This is a genomic window from Herbaspirillum sp. GW822-FHT03A08 (assembly GCF_058801885.1).
Genome location: NZ_JBXANR010000001.1, coordinates 222,102 through 242,287 on the forward strand (window position 1 = coordinate 222,102; position 20,186 = coordinate 242,287).

At 59.9% G+C, this 20,186-nt stretch carries 18 protein-coding genes and 1 riboswitch; of the genes, 10 read left to right on the forward strand and 8 right to left on the reverse strand.

Features of this window, described 5'->3' with window-relative positions; genetic code table 11:
* Nucleotides 1-3: 3 nt before the first annotated feature.
* From AC1RN6_RS01135 to AC1RN6_RS01145, 3 genes are read right to left on the reverse strand one after another with little or no spacing between them, the layout of a single operon-like run.
* Nucleotides 4-789 carry an ABC transporter ATP-binding protein gene (locus AC1RN6_RS01135; RefSeq protein WP_493002425.1) on the reverse strand — a complete coding sequence of 262 codons (786 nt, stop codon included), beginning with the start codon at nucleotides 787-789 and terminating at the stop codon, nucleotides 4-6.
* Entirely contained in the window at nucleotides 786-1,769 is a 984-nt protein-coding gene (locus tag AC1RN6_RS01140) for a FecCD family ABC transporter permease (protein ID WP_493002426.1), read from the reverse strand. Before AC1RN6_RS01140 ends, AC1RN6_RS01135 begins: the two co-directional genes overlap by 4 nt.
* A 20-nt stretch (nucleotides 1,770-1,789) precedes the next feature.
* A complete protein-coding gene (locus tag AC1RN6_RS01145; RefSeq protein WP_493002427.1) occupies nucleotides 1,790-3,739 on the reverse strand; it encodes a TonB-dependent receptor family protein in 1,950 nt (649 codons plus the stop codon).
* 61 nt (nucleotides 3,740-3,800) lie between these two features.
* A riboswitch (cobalamin riboswitch) is annotated at nucleotides 3,801-4,104 on the reverse strand.
* Between the two features lie 440 nt (nucleotides 4,105-4,544).
* Here AC1RN6_RS01145 and AC1RN6_RS01150 point away from each other — a divergent pair.
* Nucleotides 4,545-5,264, forward strand: coding sequence for a protein phosphatase CheZ (locus AC1RN6_RS01150; protein ID WP_493002429.1), 720 nt, complete (start codon nucleotides 4,545-4,547; stop codon nucleotides 5,262-5,264).
* Nucleotides 5,264-7,180: a chemotaxis protein CheA gene (locus AC1RN6_RS01155; RefSeq protein WP_493002431.1), complete on the forward strand. Its 1,917-nt coding sequence runs from the start codon at nucleotides 5,264-5,266 to the stop codon at nucleotides 7,178-7,180. The genes AC1RN6_RS01150 and AC1RN6_RS01155 overlap by 1 nt, the downstream gene beginning before the upstream one ends.
* A gap of 92 nt (nucleotides 7,181-7,272) precedes the next feature.
* On the opposite strand, the gene AC1RN6_RS01160 is transcribed toward AC1RN6_RS01155, so the two are convergent.
* A complete protein-coding gene (locus AC1RN6_RS01160; protein ID WP_493002432.1) occupies nucleotides 7,273-8,586 on the reverse strand; it encodes a chloride channel protein in 1,314 nt (437 codons plus the stop codon).
* A 73-nt stretch (nucleotides 8,587-8,659) separates the two neighbouring features.
* Nucleotides 8,660-9,601: a CysB family HTH-type transcriptional regulator gene (locus tag AC1RN6_RS01165; RefSeq protein WP_493002434.1), complete on the reverse strand. Its 942-nt coding sequence runs from the start codon at nucleotides 9,599-9,601 to the stop codon at nucleotides 8,660-8,662.
* 292 nt (nucleotides 9,602-9,893) lie between these two features.
* Here AC1RN6_RS01165 and AC1RN6_RS01170 point away from each other — a divergent pair, with 292 nt between their 5' ends.
* The 8 genes from AC1RN6_RS01170 to AC1RN6_RS01205 all read left to right on the forward strand — a co-directional run bounded on the left by AC1RN6_RS01170 (nucleotide 9,894) and on the right by AC1RN6_RS01205 (nucleotide 17,436).
* A complete protein-coding gene (locus AC1RN6_RS01170; RefSeq protein ID WP_493002436.1) occupies nucleotides 9,894-10,667 on the forward strand; it encodes a sulfite exporter TauE/SafE family protein in 774 nt (257 codons plus the stop codon).
* A gap of 73 nt (nucleotides 10,668-10,740) precedes the next feature.
* Nucleotides 10,741-12,435, forward strand: coding sequence for a nitrite/sulfite reductase (locus AC1RN6_RS01175; protein ID WP_493002438.1), 1,695 nt, complete (start codon nucleotides 10,741-10,743; stop codon nucleotides 12,433-12,435).
* A complete protein-coding gene (locus tag AC1RN6_RS01180; protein WP_493002440.1) occupies nucleotides 12,428-12,967 on the forward strand; it encodes a DUF934 domain-containing protein in 540 nt (179 codons plus the stop codon). Before AC1RN6_RS01175 ends, AC1RN6_RS01180 begins: the two co-directional genes overlap by 8 nt.
* 38 nt (nucleotides 12,968-13,005) lie before the next feature.
* Nucleotides 13,006-13,752, forward strand: a complete 747-nt coding sequence (locus AC1RN6_RS01185; protein WP_493002442.1) for a phosphoadenylyl-sulfate reductase — start codon at nucleotides 13,006-13,008, stop codon at nucleotides 13,750-13,752.
* Between the two features lie 136 nt (nucleotides 13,753-13,888).
* Nucleotides 13,889-14,824, forward strand: a complete 936-nt coding sequence (gene cysD / locus AC1RN6_RS01190; protein WP_493002444.1) for a sulfate adenylyltransferase subunit CysD — start codon at nucleotides 13,889-13,891, stop codon at nucleotides 14,822-14,824.
* Nucleotides 14,824-16,161: a sulfate adenylyltransferase subunit 1 gene (locus AC1RN6_RS01195; RefSeq protein WP_493002445.1), complete on the forward strand. Its 1,338-nt coding sequence runs from the start codon at nucleotides 14,824-14,826 to the stop codon at nucleotides 16,159-16,161. Before cysD ends, AC1RN6_RS01195 begins: the two co-directional genes overlap by 1 nt.
* A 100-nt stretch (nucleotides 16,162-16,261) precedes the next feature.
* Complete coding sequence (gene cobA / locus AC1RN6_RS01200) at nucleotides 16,262-17,014, forward strand: uroporphyrinogen-III C-methyltransferase (RefSeq protein WP_493002447.1); 753 nt, start codon at nucleotides 16,262-16,264, stop codon at nucleotides 17,012-17,014.
* A gap of 50 nt (nucleotides 17,015-17,064) precedes the next feature.
* On the forward strand, nucleotides 17,065-17,436 hold the full coding sequence (locus AC1RN6_RS01205; RefSeq protein ID WP_493002449.1) for a tRNA-binding protein: 372 nt from the start codon (nucleotides 17,065-17,067) through the stop codon (nucleotides 17,434-17,436).
* On the opposite strand, the gene AC1RN6_RS01210 is transcribed toward AC1RN6_RS01205, so the two are convergent.
* From AC1RN6_RS01210 to lptF, 3 genes are read right to left on the reverse strand one after another with little or no spacing between them, the layout of a single operon-like run.
* Complete coding sequence (locus AC1RN6_RS01210; protein WP_493002450.1) at nucleotides 17,428-17,805, reverse strand: sirohydrochlorin chelatase; 378 nt, start codon at nucleotides 17,803-17,805, stop codon at nucleotides 17,428-17,430. The genes AC1RN6_RS01205 and AC1RN6_RS01210 overlap by 9 nt on opposite strands.
* Before the next feature lie 16 nt (nucleotides 17,806-17,821).
* Nucleotides 17,822-18,955 carry an LPS export ABC transporter permease LptG gene (gene lptG / locus AC1RN6_RS01215; protein WP_493002452.1) on the reverse strand — a complete coding sequence of 378 codons (1,134 nt, stop codon included), beginning with the start codon at nucleotides 18,953-18,955 and terminating at the stop codon, nucleotides 17,822-17,824.
* Nucleotides 18,955-20,082, reverse strand: coding sequence for an LPS export ABC transporter permease LptF (gene lptF, locus AC1RN6_RS01220; RefSeq protein WP_493002453.1), 1,128 nt, complete (start codon nucleotides 20,080-20,082; stop codon nucleotides 18,955-18,957). Before lptF ends, lptG begins: the two co-directional genes overlap by 1 nt.
* Nucleotides 20,083-20,186: the final 104 nt, after the last annotated feature.

Here is a 20,186-nt window from a genome sequence, read left to right on the forward strand (position 1 = left end):
CGCTCATGCTGTCGGCATCAGCCATCTTCCCGCAGCTGACTCGACGATTTCGAAGTCGCAGCCATACGCCGCTTCCAACAGCTCAGGGCGCAATATATCGGTCACGGATCCCTGCCAGACCTGTCCCTCAGCGATCAGCAATACATGCGTCGCAAATCGCGCCGTCAAATTGATGTCATGCATGCTCGCGACCACGGCGTGACGATCGTCGGCAAGCTCTTTCAACACATGCATCACCAGTTGCTGCGCGGCGACATCCTGATGCGAGGCCGGTTCGTCCAGAAGATAGAGCTGCGGCGCCTGCAACATCAGTGTCGCGATCGCCACACGCTGACGCTCACCTCCGGACAATCGAGCCACATCGGCATGAACGCCAGCCGCCATACCGAGCCGCCCCAACGCCGCCAGCGCAGCCTGCCGATCAGCATCATCAGGCCATCCCCAGCCGGGTCGATACGGATGCAAACCCGCCATCACGCTATCCATCACGCTGCATGAAAACGCATCGAACTGCTGCTGCGCCACCAATCCGCGCCATCGTGCAAGTTGTTGCGGCGACGACTTCGCAATCTCGCCTGAAGGGGAACAAACACGTCCCGCAGCGGGTTCAAGCAAACCTGCGATCGCATGCAGCAAAGTGCTTTTGCCAATGCCGTTCTTGCCCAGCACGCACCAGAACTGACCGGCGCGCACCTGCCAGCTGAAATCCGTCACCAGGCTCGTCTGACCGGCGTGCAGCGTCAGTTGATCGACGTGAAGCAGAACATTCGCCGTCATTTCGGAAATCATGCACGGCTCCTCGACAGCAGCCAGAGAAACAGCGGCACGCCGATCAGCGCAGTGATGACGCCGACCGGCAATTGCGTCGGCGCGACGACCGTGCGCGCAGCCAGGTCTGCCAGCGTCAATCCGCCGCCACCGGCCAGCGCCGCCGCCGGCAACAAGACGCGCTGGTCGTTGCCGATCAGCAGACGCAGACCATGCGGCACCACCAGCCCGACGAAGCCGATCGTGCCGGCCATCGTGACCGCAGCTGCCGTTGCCAGCGATGCTGCGCACAGCGTCGCCACGCGCAAACGCACCACAGGAACTCCCAGCAACTGTGCAAAACTCTCGCCGCGCGCCAGCAAATTCAGGCGCGGCGCATTCCATATTGACCACAGCAAAACCGCAAAGGCGATGACGGCGGCAATCGGCAAGAACCGGCTGTCCTCCAGATCGCCCATGAGCCAGAACACCATGCCGCGCAATTGCGTCTCCGCCGCCAGCGTCAGCACCAGTGTGATGACTGCGCCAAAACCTGCCGCCAGCATCACACCCGTCAGAAGCAATCGATGACCGGCGGCCATCGGCGACAACGGCAAGCGGCGCAGAGATTTTCCGACCAGGCCGAACAACAGGACAACCGCCACGCCCGCCCCCAGCACCGCACCGACTGCCGCAATATTCTGACGCGGCAATCCGACGGAAGCCGCCAGCAGCATCGCCAGTAATGCGCCGGCGGCAGAGCCGCCCGAGACGCCAAGCACGTACGGTTCCGCCAACGGATTGCGCAACAGGACCTGCATCAACGCGCCGGCCATCGCCAACAAAGCACCAACGGTGAACGCCGTCAGCGCACGCGGCACACGCAATTGCAGCAGCAGGGCAACGTTGTCCGGATCGCCGCTCGGCCGCAGGCAACCGGTACTGCCGCAAAGGCCGGCGAGGATCAGCGCCAGCACGGCAAGCACTGTCAGGCAAATAAGCAGCAGGATGGCGCGGCGCATGAAGTCCTTAGAAGTCGACGTTAGAAGTCATAACGTGCGGTGAATTTTACTGTACGCCCACTGTCCGGATAGATGCCGCTGGCGCAACCGAAAGCCTGCGAGAAATAATCCTTGCCGGTCAGGTTGCTGCCTGTGAGCGCGAATTCCCACGCGCTTACGCGCACCGCATAGCGCGCATCGAAGGTCGTGTACGACGGCATGCGTGCGTTGCACGTGTTGCTGAAGTCGCTGCCATAACGTTGCGAATCGGCCCACAGGACGCCGACATTGGCGGTCTGATTGCCGTAGTTCCAGTTCAGGCGGGCGGACGCCGTATTCTTCGGCACCAGCACCATTTCCTTGCCGGCGTTCGGACCGCCGGTGAAGGTGGCGACGATATGCTGGAAGTTGGCTTTCAGGCTGAAATCCTGGTTCAGGCGCGCACTGGCTTCCAGCTCAACGCCCTGGCGTTTGGTCGGATCAAGGTTGACGTTGGCGCCGAACGCACCGGCGGTCGGATCGAAAAACAGTTCGTCCTTGAGACGATGGCGAAACCACTTGAGCGTGGCGTTGTTGTCTGCACCGCCAAGAGTCGCACCGAACTCCAGATCATGCGAAGTCTGCGGCTTGAGAACCTGCCCGGTTGCCAATGCGGTGAAACCATTCTCGTCGGCGGTCGGCAAACGATAGCTTTGCCCGGCCTTGCCGAAGACGCGCACGGAAGGAACGATCGCATGGCTTGCCTGCGCGTCCCAGGCATTGACGCCCTGCCCCTTGTCATAGCCGCCAATGACGCTCTTCTTGTCGAAGACTTCACGCCGCACGCCGAGTGCGATGCGCGTATTTCCGGCGATCTGCAATTCATCGCGCACATAGGCGGCGCGCGCCGTCTGAGAAGCATCGCTGCTGCCGTTGATATTGCCGATCTGCCATTCGGAATAATCGATGCCGGTGACCAGCTCATTTTTCAGCAACCGGTTTTCGGCAACGTGGCGCAGGCGTGGCGAGAATTGCATGGTGCGGCTATGCACTTCGGTGATGGCAGCGCCGCTATAGCTGGAACGCGAAATCTTCTCGCGATGAGAAAGCTCCGCTGCAACATCGAACGCGCCAGATTTGCGCTCCAGAAAAGCGGTAATGCGATCGCTGTCATAAGAACCGTAATCCTGCGGGTTGGCAGTCTGGCGAGGATTGGCGAGAAACTGCGCCATCGTCAGCGAACCCGGCAGTCCATAATCGGCGCGCGCCAGATCGACGCGCAAACCGAAGCGGCCTTCATTGGAGAACCATTGCGCCGTGCCGCTGAAATTTTCCTGGTTGCTGTAATTGTTGTCGCGATAGTTATCGGCGTGCTGTTTGCTGTACGCCGCATTGAGTGCAAAGCCGTCCCATCCCTTGGCGACGCTGGCGCGCCCGCTGCGCAAGCCGTAGCTGCCGACCTCACCAACCACAGTGCCATGCACGGCATCCGCCGCCGGCCGCTTGGTGATGATCTGTATCGTGCCGCCGGTGGCGCCATCGCCGTACAGCACACTGCTGCCGCCGCGCATGATCTCGATGCGCTCGACGCTGTCGATGGGCACCGATGACAGCAAAGCCGTCGATAGCTCATTCTCCGACAAGCGTACGCCATCAATCAGAATCACCATGTTCTGATCGCCGTTGCTGCCGAAACCGCGCATGTCGAGCGCATAGTCGCCAGGCCCTGCCAGGCTCTGACGGCCATACACGCCGCCGAGTTTGCGAATCGCCTCGTTGACGTTATTGATACCGGCGTTACGGATCTCCTCGGCGCCGATGACGGTCGCGCCCACCGGACTGAAGGCCGGATCATTCGGAAAGCGTGAAGCCGTCACCACAACCGGCGTCAGGCCCGGGGCGGTTGCAGTCTGGGTTGAGGTTTGTGCTGCAGCAGTTTGAACGGACAAAGCGGCCGAAGCCATGACAGCGGGACCGGCAACGGCGCGCCAGGATAAAGCGGAATGTTTCATGATCTATTTCTGATAAGCATCTCCGGCCCGCTTCCCCGCAAGCCGGATTGAATGTGAAGGCATGACCTTCCCCTGTCTGGCCGGTATCCGGGCTGCAAGCTGGCAAAAACTGGTCGAAAAAACAACGACCGCACCGACTGCCATGCCTTCCCATGCCTCCGGACATCAAACCAGGCCGGGCGAACACAGTGGCGAATCATGGCAGTTTGCTGTCGGATGCGACAGCGCTTGCTTACCGTTGCGGGGGCAGCGTACGTTCGCGGACAGACAATGAATCACTCGGCTCTCCGCGCCGTACTTCCCGTTTAACTCGCCGGACTGAGGGCGCAAATGCGCCGGCGAGCACCAAAACGGCGCAATTGTATGCGGCAACGCCACTCCCGGCAATCTGTTGTGACAAACGAAGCAGGCTTGCAGTAAGATTGTCTGCAAACCAACATCCTCGCCATAACGTCATTGAAATGGGGAATTTTCATCGCTTTTTCGCCGATGGAGCAGCTTGACAGGGCCTTATAATCCATTCAACAAATAGCGGGAGTCCGCCTCGACCGAGGCGTCACTCGGGGAAATCAGCAACAGTAAACATCGGTGCGGCAAGCAGAACCGGGCGGACGCGTGTCCTACAGGTTTTGTGTTCCCGGCCGATATCCATTGACGACATGTATTGCCTGAGCCATCTGTCAGAACAGGAGCTTCTATCACCGGACCATCTCGTCGAACCCCCATGTAATTCAGTTGTGAAAGATTGTCTGCATCTGCGGCAGAAGCAAATAACGCATCAAATTTGTATGGAGAAAAGAAGATCATGAGTGACGATGTTGATTTAGAGGCACTATTCGACGAGATTTCGGCGCAAACGCTGCCTGCCGCGACTGCAGCAGCAGAACCCGCCTCGTCCGCGAGCCCGGCTGCATCGCTGGAAGATCAGTCCGACAAACCCATGTACGAACGTCTGGGCGGCATCGTCCGTCTGCTGCATGACTCCATGCGCGAACTCGGTTACGACCGCTCGCTGTCGGATGTCGCATCGCAGATCGGCGACGCTCAGGGCCGCCTGGAACACGTCGCCACGCTGACCGAACAAGCCGCCAACAAGGTGCTCAACTCGATCGACGCCGGCATGCCAGCCCAGGACGCGCTAGCCAGCAAGGCCAAGGACATCGATGATCGCTGGGCACGCCTGTTCGCAGGTCAGATGACCATCGACGAATTCAAGAATCTGGCGAACGACTCCAAGAAATTCTCCACCGCCGTCATCGAAGCCACCGAGGTCGAAAAAGCCCGCATGCTCGAAATCATGATGGCGCAGGACTTCCAGGACATCACCGGCCAACTGATCAAGAAGATCGTCGGCATCACCGCCGTGGCCGAGCGCGAACTGGCGCAACTGCTGCGCGACAATGCGCCGCCGGAAGTCAAGGCTGCCATGGAAAAACCGGTAGAACTGCTCAACGGGCCCTCCTCTCCCGGCTCCGCCATGGTGCAAAATGATGTGGACGACTTACTCGATAGCCTGGGGTTCTAATGGATGACGAAATGCTCAAGGATTTTGTCGTTGAGGCTTTGGACCTCGCGACTAACGTTGAAGAGCATCTGCTGACTCTTGAACGGCATCCTGACGACCTGGAAATTCTCAACGCGGTTTTCCGTGCCTTCCACACCATCAAGGGTGGCGCCGGCTTCGTCAATTTGCCGGCCATGGTATCGGCCTGTCACTTGACGGAAAACCTGTTCGACGCCCTGCGTACCGGCAAAGCGCCGGTCACGCCGCTGGCGATCGAGGCTGCATTGCAGGCCAGCGGTTTTGTCGCCGACCAGCTCAATGAACTGTCCAACGGCGCCGATCCGGCCAGCCTGGCTTCCATGCCGCAAGACCTGGAAGACATTCTGACGCAAGCTATTGAAGGCAATGCTGCTCCGGTTGTCGCTGCAACACCTGCAGCGGCCCCGGTTGCCGCAGCACCGGCCGCAGCTGCATCTTCCTCCGCGATCTCGACGCCCTCCGCCAATGGCGGCGCCAGCGTTCTCGGCGCGGATGGTTCGCTCGACTGGAATGCCTTGTATCAGGCGGTTTCCGGCGGTGCGGGCGATGTCGCAGCAACAGCATCCGCGATTGCCGATGTACCTGCCGATGCTGCGCCTGAAGAAAGCGCAGCAGTCTCCAGCCATCCCAAATCGCTGCCGTCGGCCACGCCGAAACCAGCTGCTGCCCCAGCAGCTCCGGCGCGCCGCGCAACCGACAACCAGCCCGGTGGCGGCAAGGAAGAAAGCATCCGTATCGATGCCGGCAAGCTCGACGCGCTGCTGGAAGTTGCCGGCGAATCGGTGCAGGCCGCCAACCAGGCTGCCGTGCTGCTGGAAAAGCTGCAACAGTTCAAGTTCGAAGGCACAGCCGCTTCGCTAATGTCGACGCTGGCCGAAACTCTGGGCCGCGCGTCGCGCTACTCCAGCGAGCTGCAACGCGCCACGCTGTCGACGCGCATGCAGCCGGTCGGCCGCCTGTTCCAGAAGTTTCCACGACTGGTGCGCGAACTGGCCAAGGATCTGGGCAAAGACGTCGACCTGGCGATCTCCGGTGCAGAAACTGAAGTCGACCGCGTCGTTGTGGACAGCCTGTACGATCCGCTGGTCCACATGCTGCGCAACTCGCTCGACCACGGTATCGAAACCGATCGCGGCGCTGCCGGCAAGCCGAACAAGGCAACCATTTCGCTCAAGGCATGGCAAGAGGCCAGCAGCGTCATGATTGAAATTTTCGACGACGGCAAGGGTATGGATCCCGATTTCCTGCGCAAGAAGGCAATCGGCAAGGGTCTGATCGGCGAACATGAAGCGCAAAGCCACGACGAAGCACTGCAACTGGTGTTCCTGCCGGGCTTCTCGACCAAGGAAGTGGCGTCCAGCGTTTCCGGCCGCGGCGTCGGCATGGACGTGGTGAAGACTGCGGTGGAAAAACACCGCGGTACGATCCGCATCGATTCGACGCTGGGTGTCGGTACGCGCTTCTCGATCCGTCTGCCGATTGAGCTGTCGATCATCCCGACCATGCTGGTGCGTACCGCAGGTGCGGCGCTGGCCTTGCCGATGGCGGTTGTGGAACGCGTGGTGGAATTGCCGGCTGACTTCGACGAAGTCGGCGGCGCGCCGGTGTTGCGCGATCAGGGTCGTCCGTTGCCGGTGCATTCGCTGGCAGGCGTGCTTGGCTATGAGCCGGGCAGCGAACGCGTCGGTATCGTCATGGCGGTGCCGCATCCGTACATCCTCGGCGTCGAAGCCGTGGAAGGCACTGCCGATCTGGTGATCAAACCGCTGACCGCAATCCAGACCAACGGCATCACCGGTACCGCGCGCTCTGCCGAGGGCGAACTGGTGCTGGTGGTGGGCTTGTCCTTCCTGCTGGAAGGCTGCCGCTCCTCTGCCAAGGCTGTGGCACAAGTCTGACAAGACGAGCAAGAAGTCAGGAAGCAAATAAAAAAGCTGAGGCCGTTCGCGGTCTCAGCTTTTTTTACGGCCTCAGGCTACGACAGCATTCTTCAACGATGCGGCTGCGCGTAACGCTCCGACAGTGCCTCATACAACGGCGGCGCAAAGAAGCGCGATACACGGCTAGCCAGCAAGGCGGTCGCCATCAGTGAAATCACCAGGGCGTGACCGTTGATCATTTCCATCACGATCACAAAGGCCGTGATCGGAGATTGCGTCACCGCAGCCAGATAACCCACCATCGCCAGTGCGATAAGCATCGACAGCGAAGTGTGATCGAACACCATGTGCAGCAGATTGCCGAAACCGGCGCCGATCGACAACGATGGCGCAAAGATGCCGCCCGGAATACCCGGCAGATACGACCCCACCATCGACACCATCTTGGCCAGCGGATACCACGCCGACAATTGTGTCTGATTGGTCAGCAAACCCTTGGCTTCCGCGTAACCGCTGCCGAAGGTCATGCCGCCGGCGCAGATGCCGACAATCGCTACGATCAGGCCACACAGTGCGCCGAATACGACGGGACGTTCCGCCCGCAGGGTGCGCAAAGGTGCAGGAATCCATTTGTGCGTATTGAGCAGCAGCCAGCAAAAGATGCCGCCTGCCACGCCCATCAGCACGCCGCTGACGACTACTGCGACGATCAGCTCGCGCGCACTGTCGTCGCCGGCATTGATGGTGCCGAAATAGGTGTAGTTGCCATTCAGGCCGAGAGCGACAACGCCGGCAAAGATGATGGTGGTGATGACAATGCCGCTGGCGCGCTGCTCAAAGTTGCGCGACAGCTCTTCGATCGCAAACACGATGCCGGCCAGAGGTGTATTGAAGGCCGCCGACAAACCAGCGGCGGCGCCGGCCAGGATCAGGCGTTTCTCCAGCAAGGCGCTGGGACGCGGATAAAAACGCCGCATCTGGAACATCAATGCAGCCCCCACCTGCACCGTCGGCCCTTCGCGCCCGATGGTAAAGCCGCCAAGAATACCGAGGAAGGAAACGCCGATTTTTCCGGCAAGAATTTTCAACGACAGCAGCTTGGGCGCGCGCTTGGCATGCAGCTCGCCCTCTTCGCCGAGCGAGGCAATCACCTGGGGAATGCCGCTGCCTTCGGCTCCCTGAAAGAAACGCCGCGTCAGCCACACGCACAAGGCGCTCATGGCAGGCGTCAGGATCAGCGGCAGCCATTCGTGGCCGCGCTGCATCATGCGGAACATCTCGAAGCCGAAATCGATCAGCCAGGCATACATCACCGCCACCAGACCGACCAGCACCGCACCGGTCCAGAGTATTCCGTATTGCAGCCATAGTCGGCGCACACGGCGCAAGGTGTGGCCATGCAGGCCGGCAAGCATTCGCATCATTGCATCAATTCCGGATCATCGGCCTGCACTACAGCAAACGGACTGCAGGCAGAGTAAACGCATTCAAAATTCGTCAGAGTTCGTACATGTCCTTCTCGCCTTCCATGACCTGCGCAATCAGCTTGCGATTGAGCGTTGGTGCGAGCAATTCGATGAAGGTATAGACGTAGCTGCGCAGATAGGCGCCCTGCTTCAAGGCCACGCGCGACACATTGGTGCCGAACAGATGGCCCGCGGGAATCGAACGCAGGCCGCGATCGCGGTCGCCATCGAAAGCCATGCCGGCGATGATGCCCACCCCCATGCCGAGTTCGACATAAGTCTTGATGACATCGGCGTCGATAGCCTCCAGCACGATGTCCGGCTTCAGGTCGCGCAGACTGAAAGCGTGATCGATCTTGCTGCGGCCGCTGAACGCTGCGTCATAGGTGATCAGCGGATAGCTGGCGATTTCTTCCAGCGACAGGTTCTTGGACTTGAGCAAGGGATGCTCAGGCGGCACCACGACCACATGTTCCCATTGATAACATGGCAAAGAGACAAGTCCCTCGCCCGAAGCGAGGGCTTCGGTAGCGATGGCGATGTCGGCCTGGTCGTTGCGTACCATCTCGGTAATCTGTTTTGGATTGCCTTGCAGCAATGACAATCTGACTTTGGGATACTTTTGTGTGAAAGCCTGCACCACCTTGGGCAGCGAATAGCGCGCCTGGGTATGCGTGGTGGCGATGGTAAAGCTGCCGCTGTCGTGGGCTGCAAATTCCTTGCCGATGCGCTTCAAGCCATCGACTTCCTGCATGATCAGCTCCACCGAGCGCAGCACCGCCCGCCCCGGCTCGGTCAGGCCGCGGATGCGCTTGCCGTGGCGCGTGAAGATATCAACGCCGAGCTCTTCTTCCAGCTCAATGATTGCCTTGGAAACACCCGGCTGCGAGGTGTACAGCGCCTTGGCGGCTTCGGTGAGGTTGTAGTTTTGTCTTACCGCCTCCCTGACGAAGCGGAATTGATGCAGATTCATGAGCCGTCCTTCTGTCTGTTTCTGTCTGTTTCTGTACGTTCAAGACCTGTTCAAGTCTGTAGCGAGAGGCCATCAGTAGGTCGCGCCCGGGGTGGAGAAACCGGAGTGGTCTTGAGACCATGAGGATTTCGAGTACCGGACGACGCCAGATCATGGCCTCGCAGCAAGACTTCAACGAGTCTTCAGCGACTGTATTTGTATATGCCGAATGTGCATATAAGCAAATAAATAGTAAGTAGTTTGGTTTAGGGTCTAAGTTTATTACGATTCGACCTGTTATAGACGAGGTGTTATGACTGTTTCTTATGTAGTCAGCGGTTTTGCTGTCGGATTGCTGGTCGGATTGACCGGCGTCGGCGGCGGCTCGCTGATGACTCCCTTACTGACGCTGCTGTTCGGCATCCACCCCAGCGTGGCGGTGGGCACGGACCTGGCTTTTGCTTCGGCAACGAAGACGGCCGGGACGTTTGCGCATCGTTTCAAGGGTACCGTGCGCTGGGATATCGTGCGCCGCCTGTCCTACGGCGCGCTGCCTGCCGCCGTGGTCGCTACGCTGCTGCTGAAGCATTTCGGCGCCGTCAGCGACAGCATCAGCCTCGTGATCCGCTATTCGATCGCGGTGTCGGTTTTTCTGACCGTGATCGCTTTACTGTTTAAGAGTAAACTTCAGGCATGGCTGAATGCCCATCCGGAGCGCCACTTGCAAGGTCGTCAATTGACCGGCGCAACCATCGCGGCCGGCGCCGTGCTCGGCATCCTGGTAACGATTTCGTCGATCGGCGCCGGTGCTGTCGGCGCCACCCTGCTGGTGCTGCTTTACCCGCGTTTGTCGCCCGCTGAGATCGCCGGCACCGATATCGCTTATGCGGTACCGTTGACGGCCATCGCTGCATTCGGCCACTGGTGGCTGGGATCGATCGACTGGAGCCTGCTGGGCGCCTTGTTGCTGGGTTCGGTGCCGGGCATCACCATCGGTTCGCTCGCTGCGCGCGCGGTACCGGAGAAGTTTTTGCGTGGCCTGCTGGCAGTTACGCTGACGAGCGTTGCCTTGAAGTTGGTTTGGTAGGCTGATTTAAGTTTTTTAATCACACGGAATCTCGACTGCAAGATTCCGACAAGACGTTAACAGGGACCACAAGATGTACCGCTATGACCAATACGATCACCTGATCGTCAAAGAGCGAGTTGCACAATATCGAGATCAAGTGCGCCGCCGCCTCTCCGATGAACTGATCGAAGACGAATTCCGCATCCTGCGTCTGCAAAACGGTCTGTACCTGCAGCGCCACGCCTACATGCTGCGCATCGCGGTGCCGTACGGTCTGCTGGCGTCGCGCCAGGTCCGCATGTTTGCCCACATCGCGCGCAAATACGACCGCGGCTACGGTCACTTCACGACACGCCAGAACATCCAGTTCAACTGGATCAAGCTGGAAGAGTCGCCGGACATCCTGGCAGAACTCGCGACGGTCGAAATGCACGCCATCCAGACCTCCGGCAACTGCATCCGCAACACCACCTCGGACGAACTGGCCGGCGTCGCCGCCGATGAGATCGTCGATCCGCGTCCTTACGCCGAACTGATCCGCGAGTGGAGCACCTTCCACCCCGAGTTCGCCTACCTGCCGCGCAAATTCAAGATCGCCATCAGCGGGTCCGAGCAAGACCGCGCGGCGACTGCCGTGCACGACATCGGCCTGCATGTGATCAAGAACGAAGCCGGCGAAGTCGGTTTCCGCGTGCTGGTCGGCGGCGGCATGGGCCGTACGCCTATCCTCGGCAGCCAGATCCGCGACTTCCTGCCATGGAAGCACGCGATGTCGTATCTGGAAGCCATCCTGCGCGTGTACAACCAATACGGTCGCCGCGACAACATCTACAAAGCGCGCATCAAGATTCTGGTCAAGGCCATCGGCCCTGAAGAATTTGCACGCCAGGTCGAAGAAGAATGGCAGCACATCAAGGATGGCCCGTCGACGCTGACCGAAGAAGAACTGCAACGCGTGGCGAACTACTTCACCGAGCCTGCGTATGAAACCCTGCCGGCTACCGACGCTGAATACGAGCGCCTGAAGGCCGAAGACAAGGGCTTCGCCAACTGGATCAAACGCAACGTCAAGGAACACAAGGTTCCCGGCTACGCCGCTGCGATCCTGTCGCTGAAGAAAACCGGCGTGCCGCCGGGCGACATCACCGCCGATCAACTGGACTTCGTCGCCGACCTGGCCGACCGCTACAGCTTCTCTGAACTGCGCGTCACGCATGAGCAGAATCTGGTGCTGGCCGACGTCAAGCAAAGCGAACTGTACGCGCTGTGGAAAGAAGCCAAGGCGCACGGTCTGGCAACGCCGAACATCGGCCTGCTGACCGATATCATCTGCTGCCCCGGCGGCGACTTCTGCTCGCTGGCCAACGCCAAGTCGATCCCGATTGCGCAAGCGATTGCCGAGCGTTTCGACAATATCGACTTCCAGCACGACATCGGCGACATCGAACTGAACATCTCGGGCTGCATCAACGCCTGCGGCCATCACCATGTCGGCAACATCGGCATTCTGGGCGTCGACAAGGATGGCGCCGAGTGGTACCAGGTCTCGCTGGGCGGTGCGCAAGGCAATACCTCGAGCATCGGCAAGATCATCGGCCCGTCGTTCTCGGCGCACCAGATGCCGACCGTCATCGACCGCCTGCTGCAGGTCTATGTCAAACAACGCATCGAAGACGAACGTTTCATCGACACCGTGCGCCGCGTCGGCGTCACGCCGTTCAAGGATTTCGTCTATGCAACCCCGATCAAAGCTGATCATGTCACTGGAGAAGACGTCTGTGCCTAATCTGATTAAAGACAAAGTCGTCATCAGCGATGACTGGACCGTACTGCGCCTGGCCGAAGGTGAAACGCCGGAAGGCGTCGCCGTTCCCGAAGGCAAGATCATCGTGCCGCTGAAGGTATGGCAAGCGCAACGCGCAGCGCTGCAAGGCCGCAAGGAACTCGGCGTGTGGTTCGCCAGCGACGAGCGCCCGGAAGAGCTGAAAGACGAATTGAAAAACGGCTTGGCGCCGTTCCAGGTCATCGCCGTGGACTTCCCCAAGTTCGCCGACGGCCGCGGTTATTCCATCGCCTACAACCTGCGCGCCCGCCTCGGCTACACCGGCGAGCTGCGTGCTGTCGGCGATGTGCTGCGCGACCAGTTGTTCTACATGCAGCGCGTCGGCTTCAACGCCTTCGCCGTGCGTGCCGACAAAGACATCCACGATGCACTGAAAGGCCTGACCGATTTTTCGGAAAAGTACCAGACCTCGTGGGATGAGAAGAACCCGTTGTTCCGTCGCGCCAAACGCGAGGCGGTTGTCACCCGCGATTGATCGTTTGATTGTTGATCAAGGGAAGAGAGAGTAACGCCATGTCCGAAAAAGCTTTGCAAGAAGAGTTGCAAAACCTGATTGCAGCCACCCGCGTCACGCTGGAAAAGATCGCCGCCGAATACACTCCGGCGGTGTTCGCCTCCAGCATGGCGGCGGAGGACATGGTGCTGACCGACATGATCCTGCGCGCCAAGCTGCAGGACAAGATCGGCATCTTCACGCTGGAAACCGGCCGCCTCCATAAAGAGACGCTGGGCATGCTCGACCGCATCAAGGAAACCTACGATTACGACGTCACGCCGTATCGCCCAGAGACTGCGGCCGTCGAACAATACGTAGCGCAGAACGGTCTCAACGCGTTTTACGACAGTGTGGAAATGCGCAAGGAATGCTGCCGCATCCGCAAGATAGAGCCGCTCAATCGCGCGCTCGCCGGCAATAAATCCTGGATCACCGGCCAGCGCCGCGCGCAGTCGGTTACCCGCGCCGCGCTCGATGTACAGGAAGACGATCCGGCGCACGGCATGGCCAAATTCAATCCGCTGGCCGACTGGTCCGAGGAAGATGTCTGGCAATACATCCGCGACCACAAGGTGCCGTACAACCCGCTGCACGATCAGGGCTATCCGTCGATCGGCTGCGAGCCCTGTACCCGCGCTATCCAGCCGGGCGAAGACGTGCGTGCCGGCCGCTGGTGGTGGGAAAACCCCGACTCCAAGGAATGCGGCCTGCACGTGGTGGACGGCAAGCTGATCCGCATCAAGTCGCAGACCGCTCCCGCCTGATTTCGCTTTACCGGTACCGGTCTGCTACCGACAACACTATCCCGATGCGCAGCGCTGCTGACATTGCAGCATTCGCAGTATTCAATTTGTTACTCGATTTGAAATTTGAAATTCGGCTTGAACCAAAGGTCATCGTATGAACACAGCAGTTGAACAACTTTTCCTGGACAACGCCAGCAGCCGCCATCTGGACTGGCTGGAATCGGAAGCGATCCACATCATGCGCGAAGTCGCGGCCGAGTGCAGCAACCCTGCCCTGCTGTTTTCCGGCGGCAAGGATTCGGTAGTGCTGCTGCGCATCGCCGAGAAGGCGTTCCGTCCCGGCAAGTTTCCGTTCCCGCTGGTACATATCGACACCGGCCACAACTTCCCGGAAGTCATTTCCTTCCGCGATCAGCGCGCTGCCGAGCTGGGCGAGAAGCTGGTGGTGCGTTCGGTCGAAGATTCGATCAAGCGCGGTACTGTGCGCCTGCGCAACCCGCTGACCGATTCGCGCAACGCCGCACAAGCCGTGACGCTGCTGGAAACGATTGAAGAATTCAAGTTCGACGCCTGTATTGGCGGCGCACGCCGCGATGAAGAAAAAGCGCGCGCCAAGGAACGCATCTTCTCTTTCCGCGACGAATTCGGCCAATGGAATCCGAAAGCCCAACGTCCTGAACTCTGGGATCTCTACAACACCCGCGTCCACCCGGGCGAAAACATGCGCGTGTTCCCGATCTCCAACTGGACCGAGCTCGACGTATGGCAATACATCGCCCGCGAAAAACTGGCGCTGCCGCCGATCTACTTTGCGCATGAGCGCCAGGTGATCCCGCGCAACGGCCTGCTGGTGCCGCTGACCGACCTGACCCCGGCCAAGGAAGGCGAAACCGTCGAGAGCCGCGTGGTGCGCTTCCGCACCGTCGGCGACATTTCCTGCACCTGCCCGGTGGCGTCCGATGCGTCTTCCGTGGAAGCCATCATCGCCGAAACCGCAGTCACCCAGATCACCGAACGCGGCGCCACGCGCATGGACGACCAGACTTCCGAAGCGTCGATGGAAAAACGTAAAAAAGAAGGATATTTCTGATGAATGCCGCTGTTGCCGAAAAAGACTTGAATACGAATTCCGACGCCAACGCGCACGAACGCGGCCTGCTGCGCTTCATCACCGCCGGTTCGGTGGACGACGGCAAGAGCACGCTGATCGGCCGCCTGCTGTTCGACAGCAAGGGCATCTTCGCCGACCAGCTCGCCTCCATCTCGCGCGCCAAGCACAAGCGCACCGTGGGCGACACCATCGATTTGTCTCTGCTCACCGACGGCCTGGAAGCCGAGCGCGAGCAAGGCATCACCATCGATGTGGCCTACCGGTATTTCGCCACGCCGAAGCGCAAGTTCATCATCGCCGACACGCCAGGCCACGAGCAATACACCCGCAACATGGTGACCGGCGCCTCGACCGCCGACGCCGTGATCATCCTGATCGACGTCTCCAAGGTCAAACTGAATGACGACGGCAGCGTGGAATTGCTGACGCAGACCAAGCGCCATTCGACCATCGCTCACCTGCTGCAAATCCAGCACGTGGTGGTCGCGGTCAACAAGATGGATCTGGTGAATTACGACCAGACCGTCTACGACCGCATCGTCGGCGCCTATCAGGAATTCGCGGCGCAGTTGGGTCTCAAGGACGTGCGTCCGATCCCGCTGTCGGCACTGGCCGGCGACAACGTCGTGACCGCCGGCGACAATCTGTCGTGGTACAAAGGCCCGACACTGATCGAACTGCTGGAATCGCTGTCGGTGTACGAAGATGCACACGCAGAGCCGTTCCGCTTCCCGGTGCAATTGGTGGCGCGCCACAACGGCCACGAAGCCAACGACTTCCGCGGCTACATGGGCCGTATCGAAGCCGGCAAAGTGCAGAAAGGCGACAAGCTGCTGGTGCAACCAAGCGGCCAGACCGCGACCGTCAAAGACATCCTGACGCTGGACGGTTCGCTGCAATCGGCATCGGCCGGTCAGTCGGTGACTATCCTGCTGGACGAATATCTGGATATTTCGCGCGGCGACATGCTGGCCTCGGTGGAAAGCGCGCCGACGCTGCTCAAGACCGTCAACGCCGACCTGTGCTGGCTGTCCGAAGATGCACTCGACCCACGCCGTAAATACTGGCTCAAGCACACCACCAAGCAAGTGGCGGCGCGCGTGGCCAAGGTCGATACCTTGCTTGATATCAACACGCAGCAACGCCATCCGGCCGAGTCGCTCAAGCTCAACGACATCGCCCGCGTCTCCATCAACGTACAGCAGCCGATTGCAGCGGACAGCTACGACGCCATCCGCGCCACCGGCGCCTTCATCCTGATCGATGAAGTCACGCACCAGACGGTTGCCGCTGGCATGATCCGTCTGGATGCCTGATAATCGCTGCTGTGCCGTTTCACCCGCCTAAAGTCGTACAAGCGGGCTGAAACGCGCAGCAGCCGGTATGTGCCGGGCTGCGATTCTTATCTTTTTTAGCATGAGCTCAGTCCCAGCCAATCATCCGCCAACGCCCCCTGCTTCCGCCACGCCCACCGGCAAGGTCTATCTGATCGGCGCCGGTCCCGGCGCAGCTGACCTGATCACCGTGCGCGGGGCGCGCCTTCTTGCGCAGGCGGATGTCGTCTTGCACGATGCGCTGGTCACCGAAGAGATGCTGGAGTTGTGCCCGCAAGCCGTCAGGATCTCCGTCGGCAAACGCAGCGGACAGCGCTCTACTGCGCAGCAGGTCATCAATGAACGCCTGATCGAATGTGCACACCAGTACCGCATGGTGGTGCGCCTGAAAGGCGGCGACCCGATGCTGTTCGGCCGCGCCGATGAAGAATTGCGCGCGCTCGACAGTCAGAACATCCCTTACGAAATCGTCCCCGGCATCACCGCCGCACTGGCGGCCGCATCGTCAGCACAACGCCCGTTGACCAAACGCGGCATCGCCCGTAGCGTGTCGCTGTTCACCTCCAGCACGGCGCCGGATGAGCCGAGCGAATTCATCATGCCCAACGGCGACACGCTGGTTCAATACATGGGCGGCCGCGAAGCGACGGCAACGGCGCAGCGGCTGCTGTCGCTCGGCTATGCCCGGACGACGCCGGTGGTGGTGGTGGAAAATTGCAGCCGCGACAACGAGCGCATCCTCGATCTGGAACTCGGCACGCTGGAACAAGGCCTGACCCAGTGCAGCGGCCCGGTGCTTGTCATGATCGGCGAAGCGCTGGCGAATCGTAGCTGAACTGCCGCTGAACCACCTTGCAACGACGCTTATTTTTCTGAGCACATTCCATGCACCTGTTACACGACTCCAGCGCCCCGGCTGCAGCGCCGGTTACCTTCGACGACTTCCTCAAGGTGGATATCCGCATCGGTACGATCATCTCCGCCGAAGCCTTTCCTGAAGCACGCAAACCGGCCTACAAGCTGAAGATCGACTTTGGCCCGACGCTTGGCGTCAAGCAAAGCAGCGCGCAGATCACGGCGCATTATCAGCTTGATCAACTAGTGGGTAAGCAGGTGGCGGCCGTGGTCAATTTTCCGCCGCGGCAGATCGGCAAGTTCATGTCGGAAGTGTTGACGCTGGGATTCCCGGACGCACAGGGAGAAGTGGTATTGTTTGCGCCCGATCAGGCAGTGCCTGACGGTTCGCGTCTATTTTGAACTACTGACACTCGCGACACAGTAAGTCGCCAGCGCCTGCAGTACGCCGGCATCTTCACCGGCCGCTTCCGCGACGTTGAATTGAATGCCGGGATGCGCCTGCTGCAGTTGTTCTATCAGCACCGGCAAATCGCGCCGGACATGTCCACCCTGCCCCAAAAACACCGGTACGATCGTCACCTGCTGCGCGCCGTCGGCGATCTGCTGCGCCGCCAGTTGCGGCAAGTCCGGCGTCATCAATTCCAGAAAAGCCAGCTCCACCGCCACTTCAGGCAGGCTGGCCTGCGTCAGCGCGCGCAAGCGACGAAACGGTTCGGCCCAATTGGGATCGCGGGCGCCGTGGGCAAACAGAATGAGTGATTTTTTCATGAGTGTGTGTTGCGAGCTAGCGCCGTTCAACCCAGCGCAGCGCGACAATCGCCATCAGCATGAACAAGGTGCTCGGCAAGGCCGCCGTCAACAGCGCCGGCCAGCTGTTGAGCAAGCCCAGATGCGAGAACAGATTGTTGATCAGCTGGAAGCTGACACCGATCATGATGCCGGTAAAAATCTTCAGGCTGACGCCGCCGGCGCGGAAATGCAGATACGCGAACGGCAAGGCCAGCGCCATCATGACGAAGATCGACAACGGATAGACGACCTTCTTCCAGAACGCAATTTCGTAACGCTCGGTGCGCTGATTATTGGCTTCCAGATGTTTGGTGTAAGCGCGCAGGTCGTACGCCGACATGCGGTCCGGATCGGCAAACAGCACCGACAGAATTTCCGGCGTCACCTCGGAGACGAAGGTGATCGTCTTGTTCTTGCTGGTTGAGATCGGCGTCGTGATCGCGCTGGCCTTGTTGTTGGTGATGAAGGTTGTCTTCTGCACGTCAGTCAGTTGCCACACATGTTCGCCCTGATAATCGCCGCGCGCGGCGACGATCATGTCGGACATGTGAAAATCCTTGTCCAGTTCGTAAATCTTTACGCCTTCCAGCATGCCGTCAGGAGTCATGCGCTGAATGTTCAGAAAGCGCGTGCCGATGACATTGCCTTCGAGACCGGCATCCTTGATCACGTCCTTGGCCCACAAGCCCGAACGGAATTGTTGCGACAGTGAAGAACCCTGCGCCTGCAACCTGAGCTTCTCGCCGAACTCGGTGGTTTTGGGCGCAACCAGTTCGCCGAACAAGATCGTGAAGATGGCAAAACCGAATCCGATCTTCGCCAGCGCCTTGGCGGTCATGCGCGTCGACATGCTGGACACGCGCATGATGGTGAACTCGGAGTTGGCGGCAAATTGCGCCAGCGCATAGATGGTGCCGATCAGCACCGCTGTCGGCATCAGCTCATAGACGTTGCCTGGCAAACCCATCGCCACGTACAGCAACGCAGTCTGCAACTGATAGCCGTTGCGGCCGACCGCCTCCAGCTGCCCCATCAGTTCAAAGAAAGCGAACAGCGCCAGAAAAGCAGCCAGTGCAAATGCCACCGAGCGCACGATCTCGGCGGTGATGTAACGTTGTAAGACTCTCATCAGCCCTGCCGTTTCAGAGTAAGCGCACGGCGCATGCCGGACCACAAAACGGCCGGGTGATAGCGGCTGTTGACCTTCAGCCGCCAGAAGAACAAGCCGACCACGATCAGCGCCACCACCAGATGCGGCGGCCACCATCCCAGCATGAACGAGATGCGGTTTTGGCCCACCGACGACTGGAATACGCTGACGGTGTTGCTATAGACAACGAACAGCAGCAGCGCCACCAGCAAGCCGATGGAGCGGCCCGCGCGCGGATTGACGAAGGACAGCGGAATCGCCAGCAGGATCAGCGTCAGCGCCATCAGCGGCAAGGCCATGCGCCACAGCATTTCGCCACGGCTGAAGCTGGTGTTTTGCGCCAGCAGCTCCCAGCTTTGCAATGCCCGCACCGATTTCTCACCGGCGGCAGCCTGGGACTGGCCGCCGACCAGCAGACCGTAGCGTTCGAATTCGACCATCTGGAAATCGGGCTGCGTCGGCACGCCGTCATAGCGGCGGCCTTTGCTCATGACGACGAATTTTTCGCCGTCCTTGTCGACTTCCATCTCGCCTTCTTTGGCGACCACAATGCTGTTCTTGCCGTCGCGGAAAGTGTTGACGAAGATGTTCTTGACCTTGCTGGCGTCGCCGGAAATACCTTCGACGAAGAAGATGCGGTTGGCGGTCGCCGACTCCTGGAATTTGCCGGGCGAGACGCGGGCGATGTCTTCGCGCTTTTCAAAACGCTCGCGGAATTGTGCGCTTTGCTGGTTGGCCCACGGCGTCGCGACAAAACTCAGGATGCCGGTCAACAGGATGATCGGCCAGCCGAAACGCAGCACCGGCTTGATCCAGCGCGTCAGGCTCAGACCACAGGCGAACCAGACCACCATTTCAGAATCCTGATAACTACGGGTGACCACCAGCAGCACCGAGATAAAGCCGGTGAGGATCAGGATGATAGGCATGTAGTTCAGCGCCTGGAAGCCGATCAGCGCGAGCACGTCCTGCGAGTTGACCTGTCCGCCGGCCGCCTGGCCGAGGATCTTGATCAGCATCACAGTGAGGATGATGGTAAATAGCGTTGTGAACACTGCGCCGGCGGTGCTCATCAATTCGCGTCGAAGAGCGCGCTCAAAAATCATTCGGGGCTTATAATCACAAGAGTCAATGAAGCAGGAAACGAAGCAAAACAGGAAGCAGAATCCGAAGCAAATACTGCCGAAGATGAAGCGAAACAGCAAACTAA

Bases quoted from the DNA above. Each gene is read 5' to 3' on its own strand.
- AC1RN6_RS01140 (WP_493002426.1), bottom strand. From the start codon at position 1,769: ATGCGCCGCGCCATCCTGCTGCTTATTTGCCTGACAGTGCTTGCCGTG.
- AC1RN6_RS01195 (WP_493002445.1), top strand. From the start codon at position 14,824: ATGAATGCCGCTGTTGCCGAAAAAGACTTGAATACGAATTCCGACGCC.
- AC1RN6_RS01205 (WP_493002449.1), top strand. From the start codon at position 17,065: ATGCACCTGTTACACGACTCCAGCGCCCCGGCTGCAGCGCCGGTTACC.
- AC1RN6_RS01165 (WP_493002434.1), bottom strand. From the start codon at position 9,601: ATGAATCTGCATCAATTCCGCTTCGTCAGGGAGGCGGTAAGACAAAAC.
- lptG (WP_493002452.1), bottom strand. From the start codon at position 18,955: ATGAGAGTCTTACAACGTTACATCACCGCCGAGATCGTGCGCTCGGTG.
- AC1RN6_RS01145 (WP_493002427.1), bottom strand. From the start codon at position 3,739: ATGAAACATTCCGCTTTATCCTGGCGCGCCGTTGCCGGTCCCGCTGTC.
- AC1RN6_RS01160 (WP_493002432.1), bottom strand. From the start codon at position 8,586: ATGATGCGAATGCTTGCCGGCCTGCATGGCCACACCTTGCGCCGTGTG.
- AC1RN6_RS01185 (WP_493002442.1), top strand. From the start codon at position 13,006: ATGTCCGAAAAAGCTTTGCAAGAAGAGTTGCAAAACCTGATTGCAGCC.
- AC1RN6_RS01135 (WP_493002425.1), bottom strand. From the start codon at position 789: ATGATTTCCGAAATGACGGCGAATGTTCTGCTTCACGTCGATCAACTG.
- AC1RN6_RS01175 (WP_493002438.1), top strand. From the start codon at position 10,741: ATGTACCGCTATGACCAATACGATCACCTGATCGTCAAAGAGCGAGTT.
- cobA (WP_493002447.1), top strand. From the start codon at position 16,262: ATGAGCTCAGTCCCAGCCAATCATCCGCCAACGCCCCCTGCTTCCGCC.
- AC1RN6_RS01210 (WP_493002450.1), bottom strand. From the start codon at position 17,805: ATGAAAAAATCACTCATTCTGTTTGCCCACGGCGCCCGCGATCCCAAT.
- lptF (WP_493002453.1), bottom strand. From the start codon at position 20,082: ATGATTTTTGAGCGCGCTCTTCGACGCGAATTGATGAGCACCGCCGGC.
- AC1RN6_RS01155 (WP_493002431.1), top strand. From the start codon at position 5,264: ATGGATGACGAAATGCTCAAGGATTTTGTCGTTGAGGCTTTGGACCTC.
- AC1RN6_RS01170 (WP_493002436.1), top strand. From the start codon at position 9,894: ATGACTGTTTCTTATGTAGTCAGCGGTTTTGCTGTCGGATTGCTGGTC.
- AC1RN6_RS01150 (WP_493002429.1), top strand. From the start codon at position 4,545: ATGAGTGACGATGTTGATTTAGAGGCACTATTCGACGAGATTTCGGCG.
- cysD (WP_493002444.1), top strand. From the start codon at position 13,889: ATGAACACAGCAGTTGAACAACTTTTCCTGGACAACGCCAGCAGCCGC.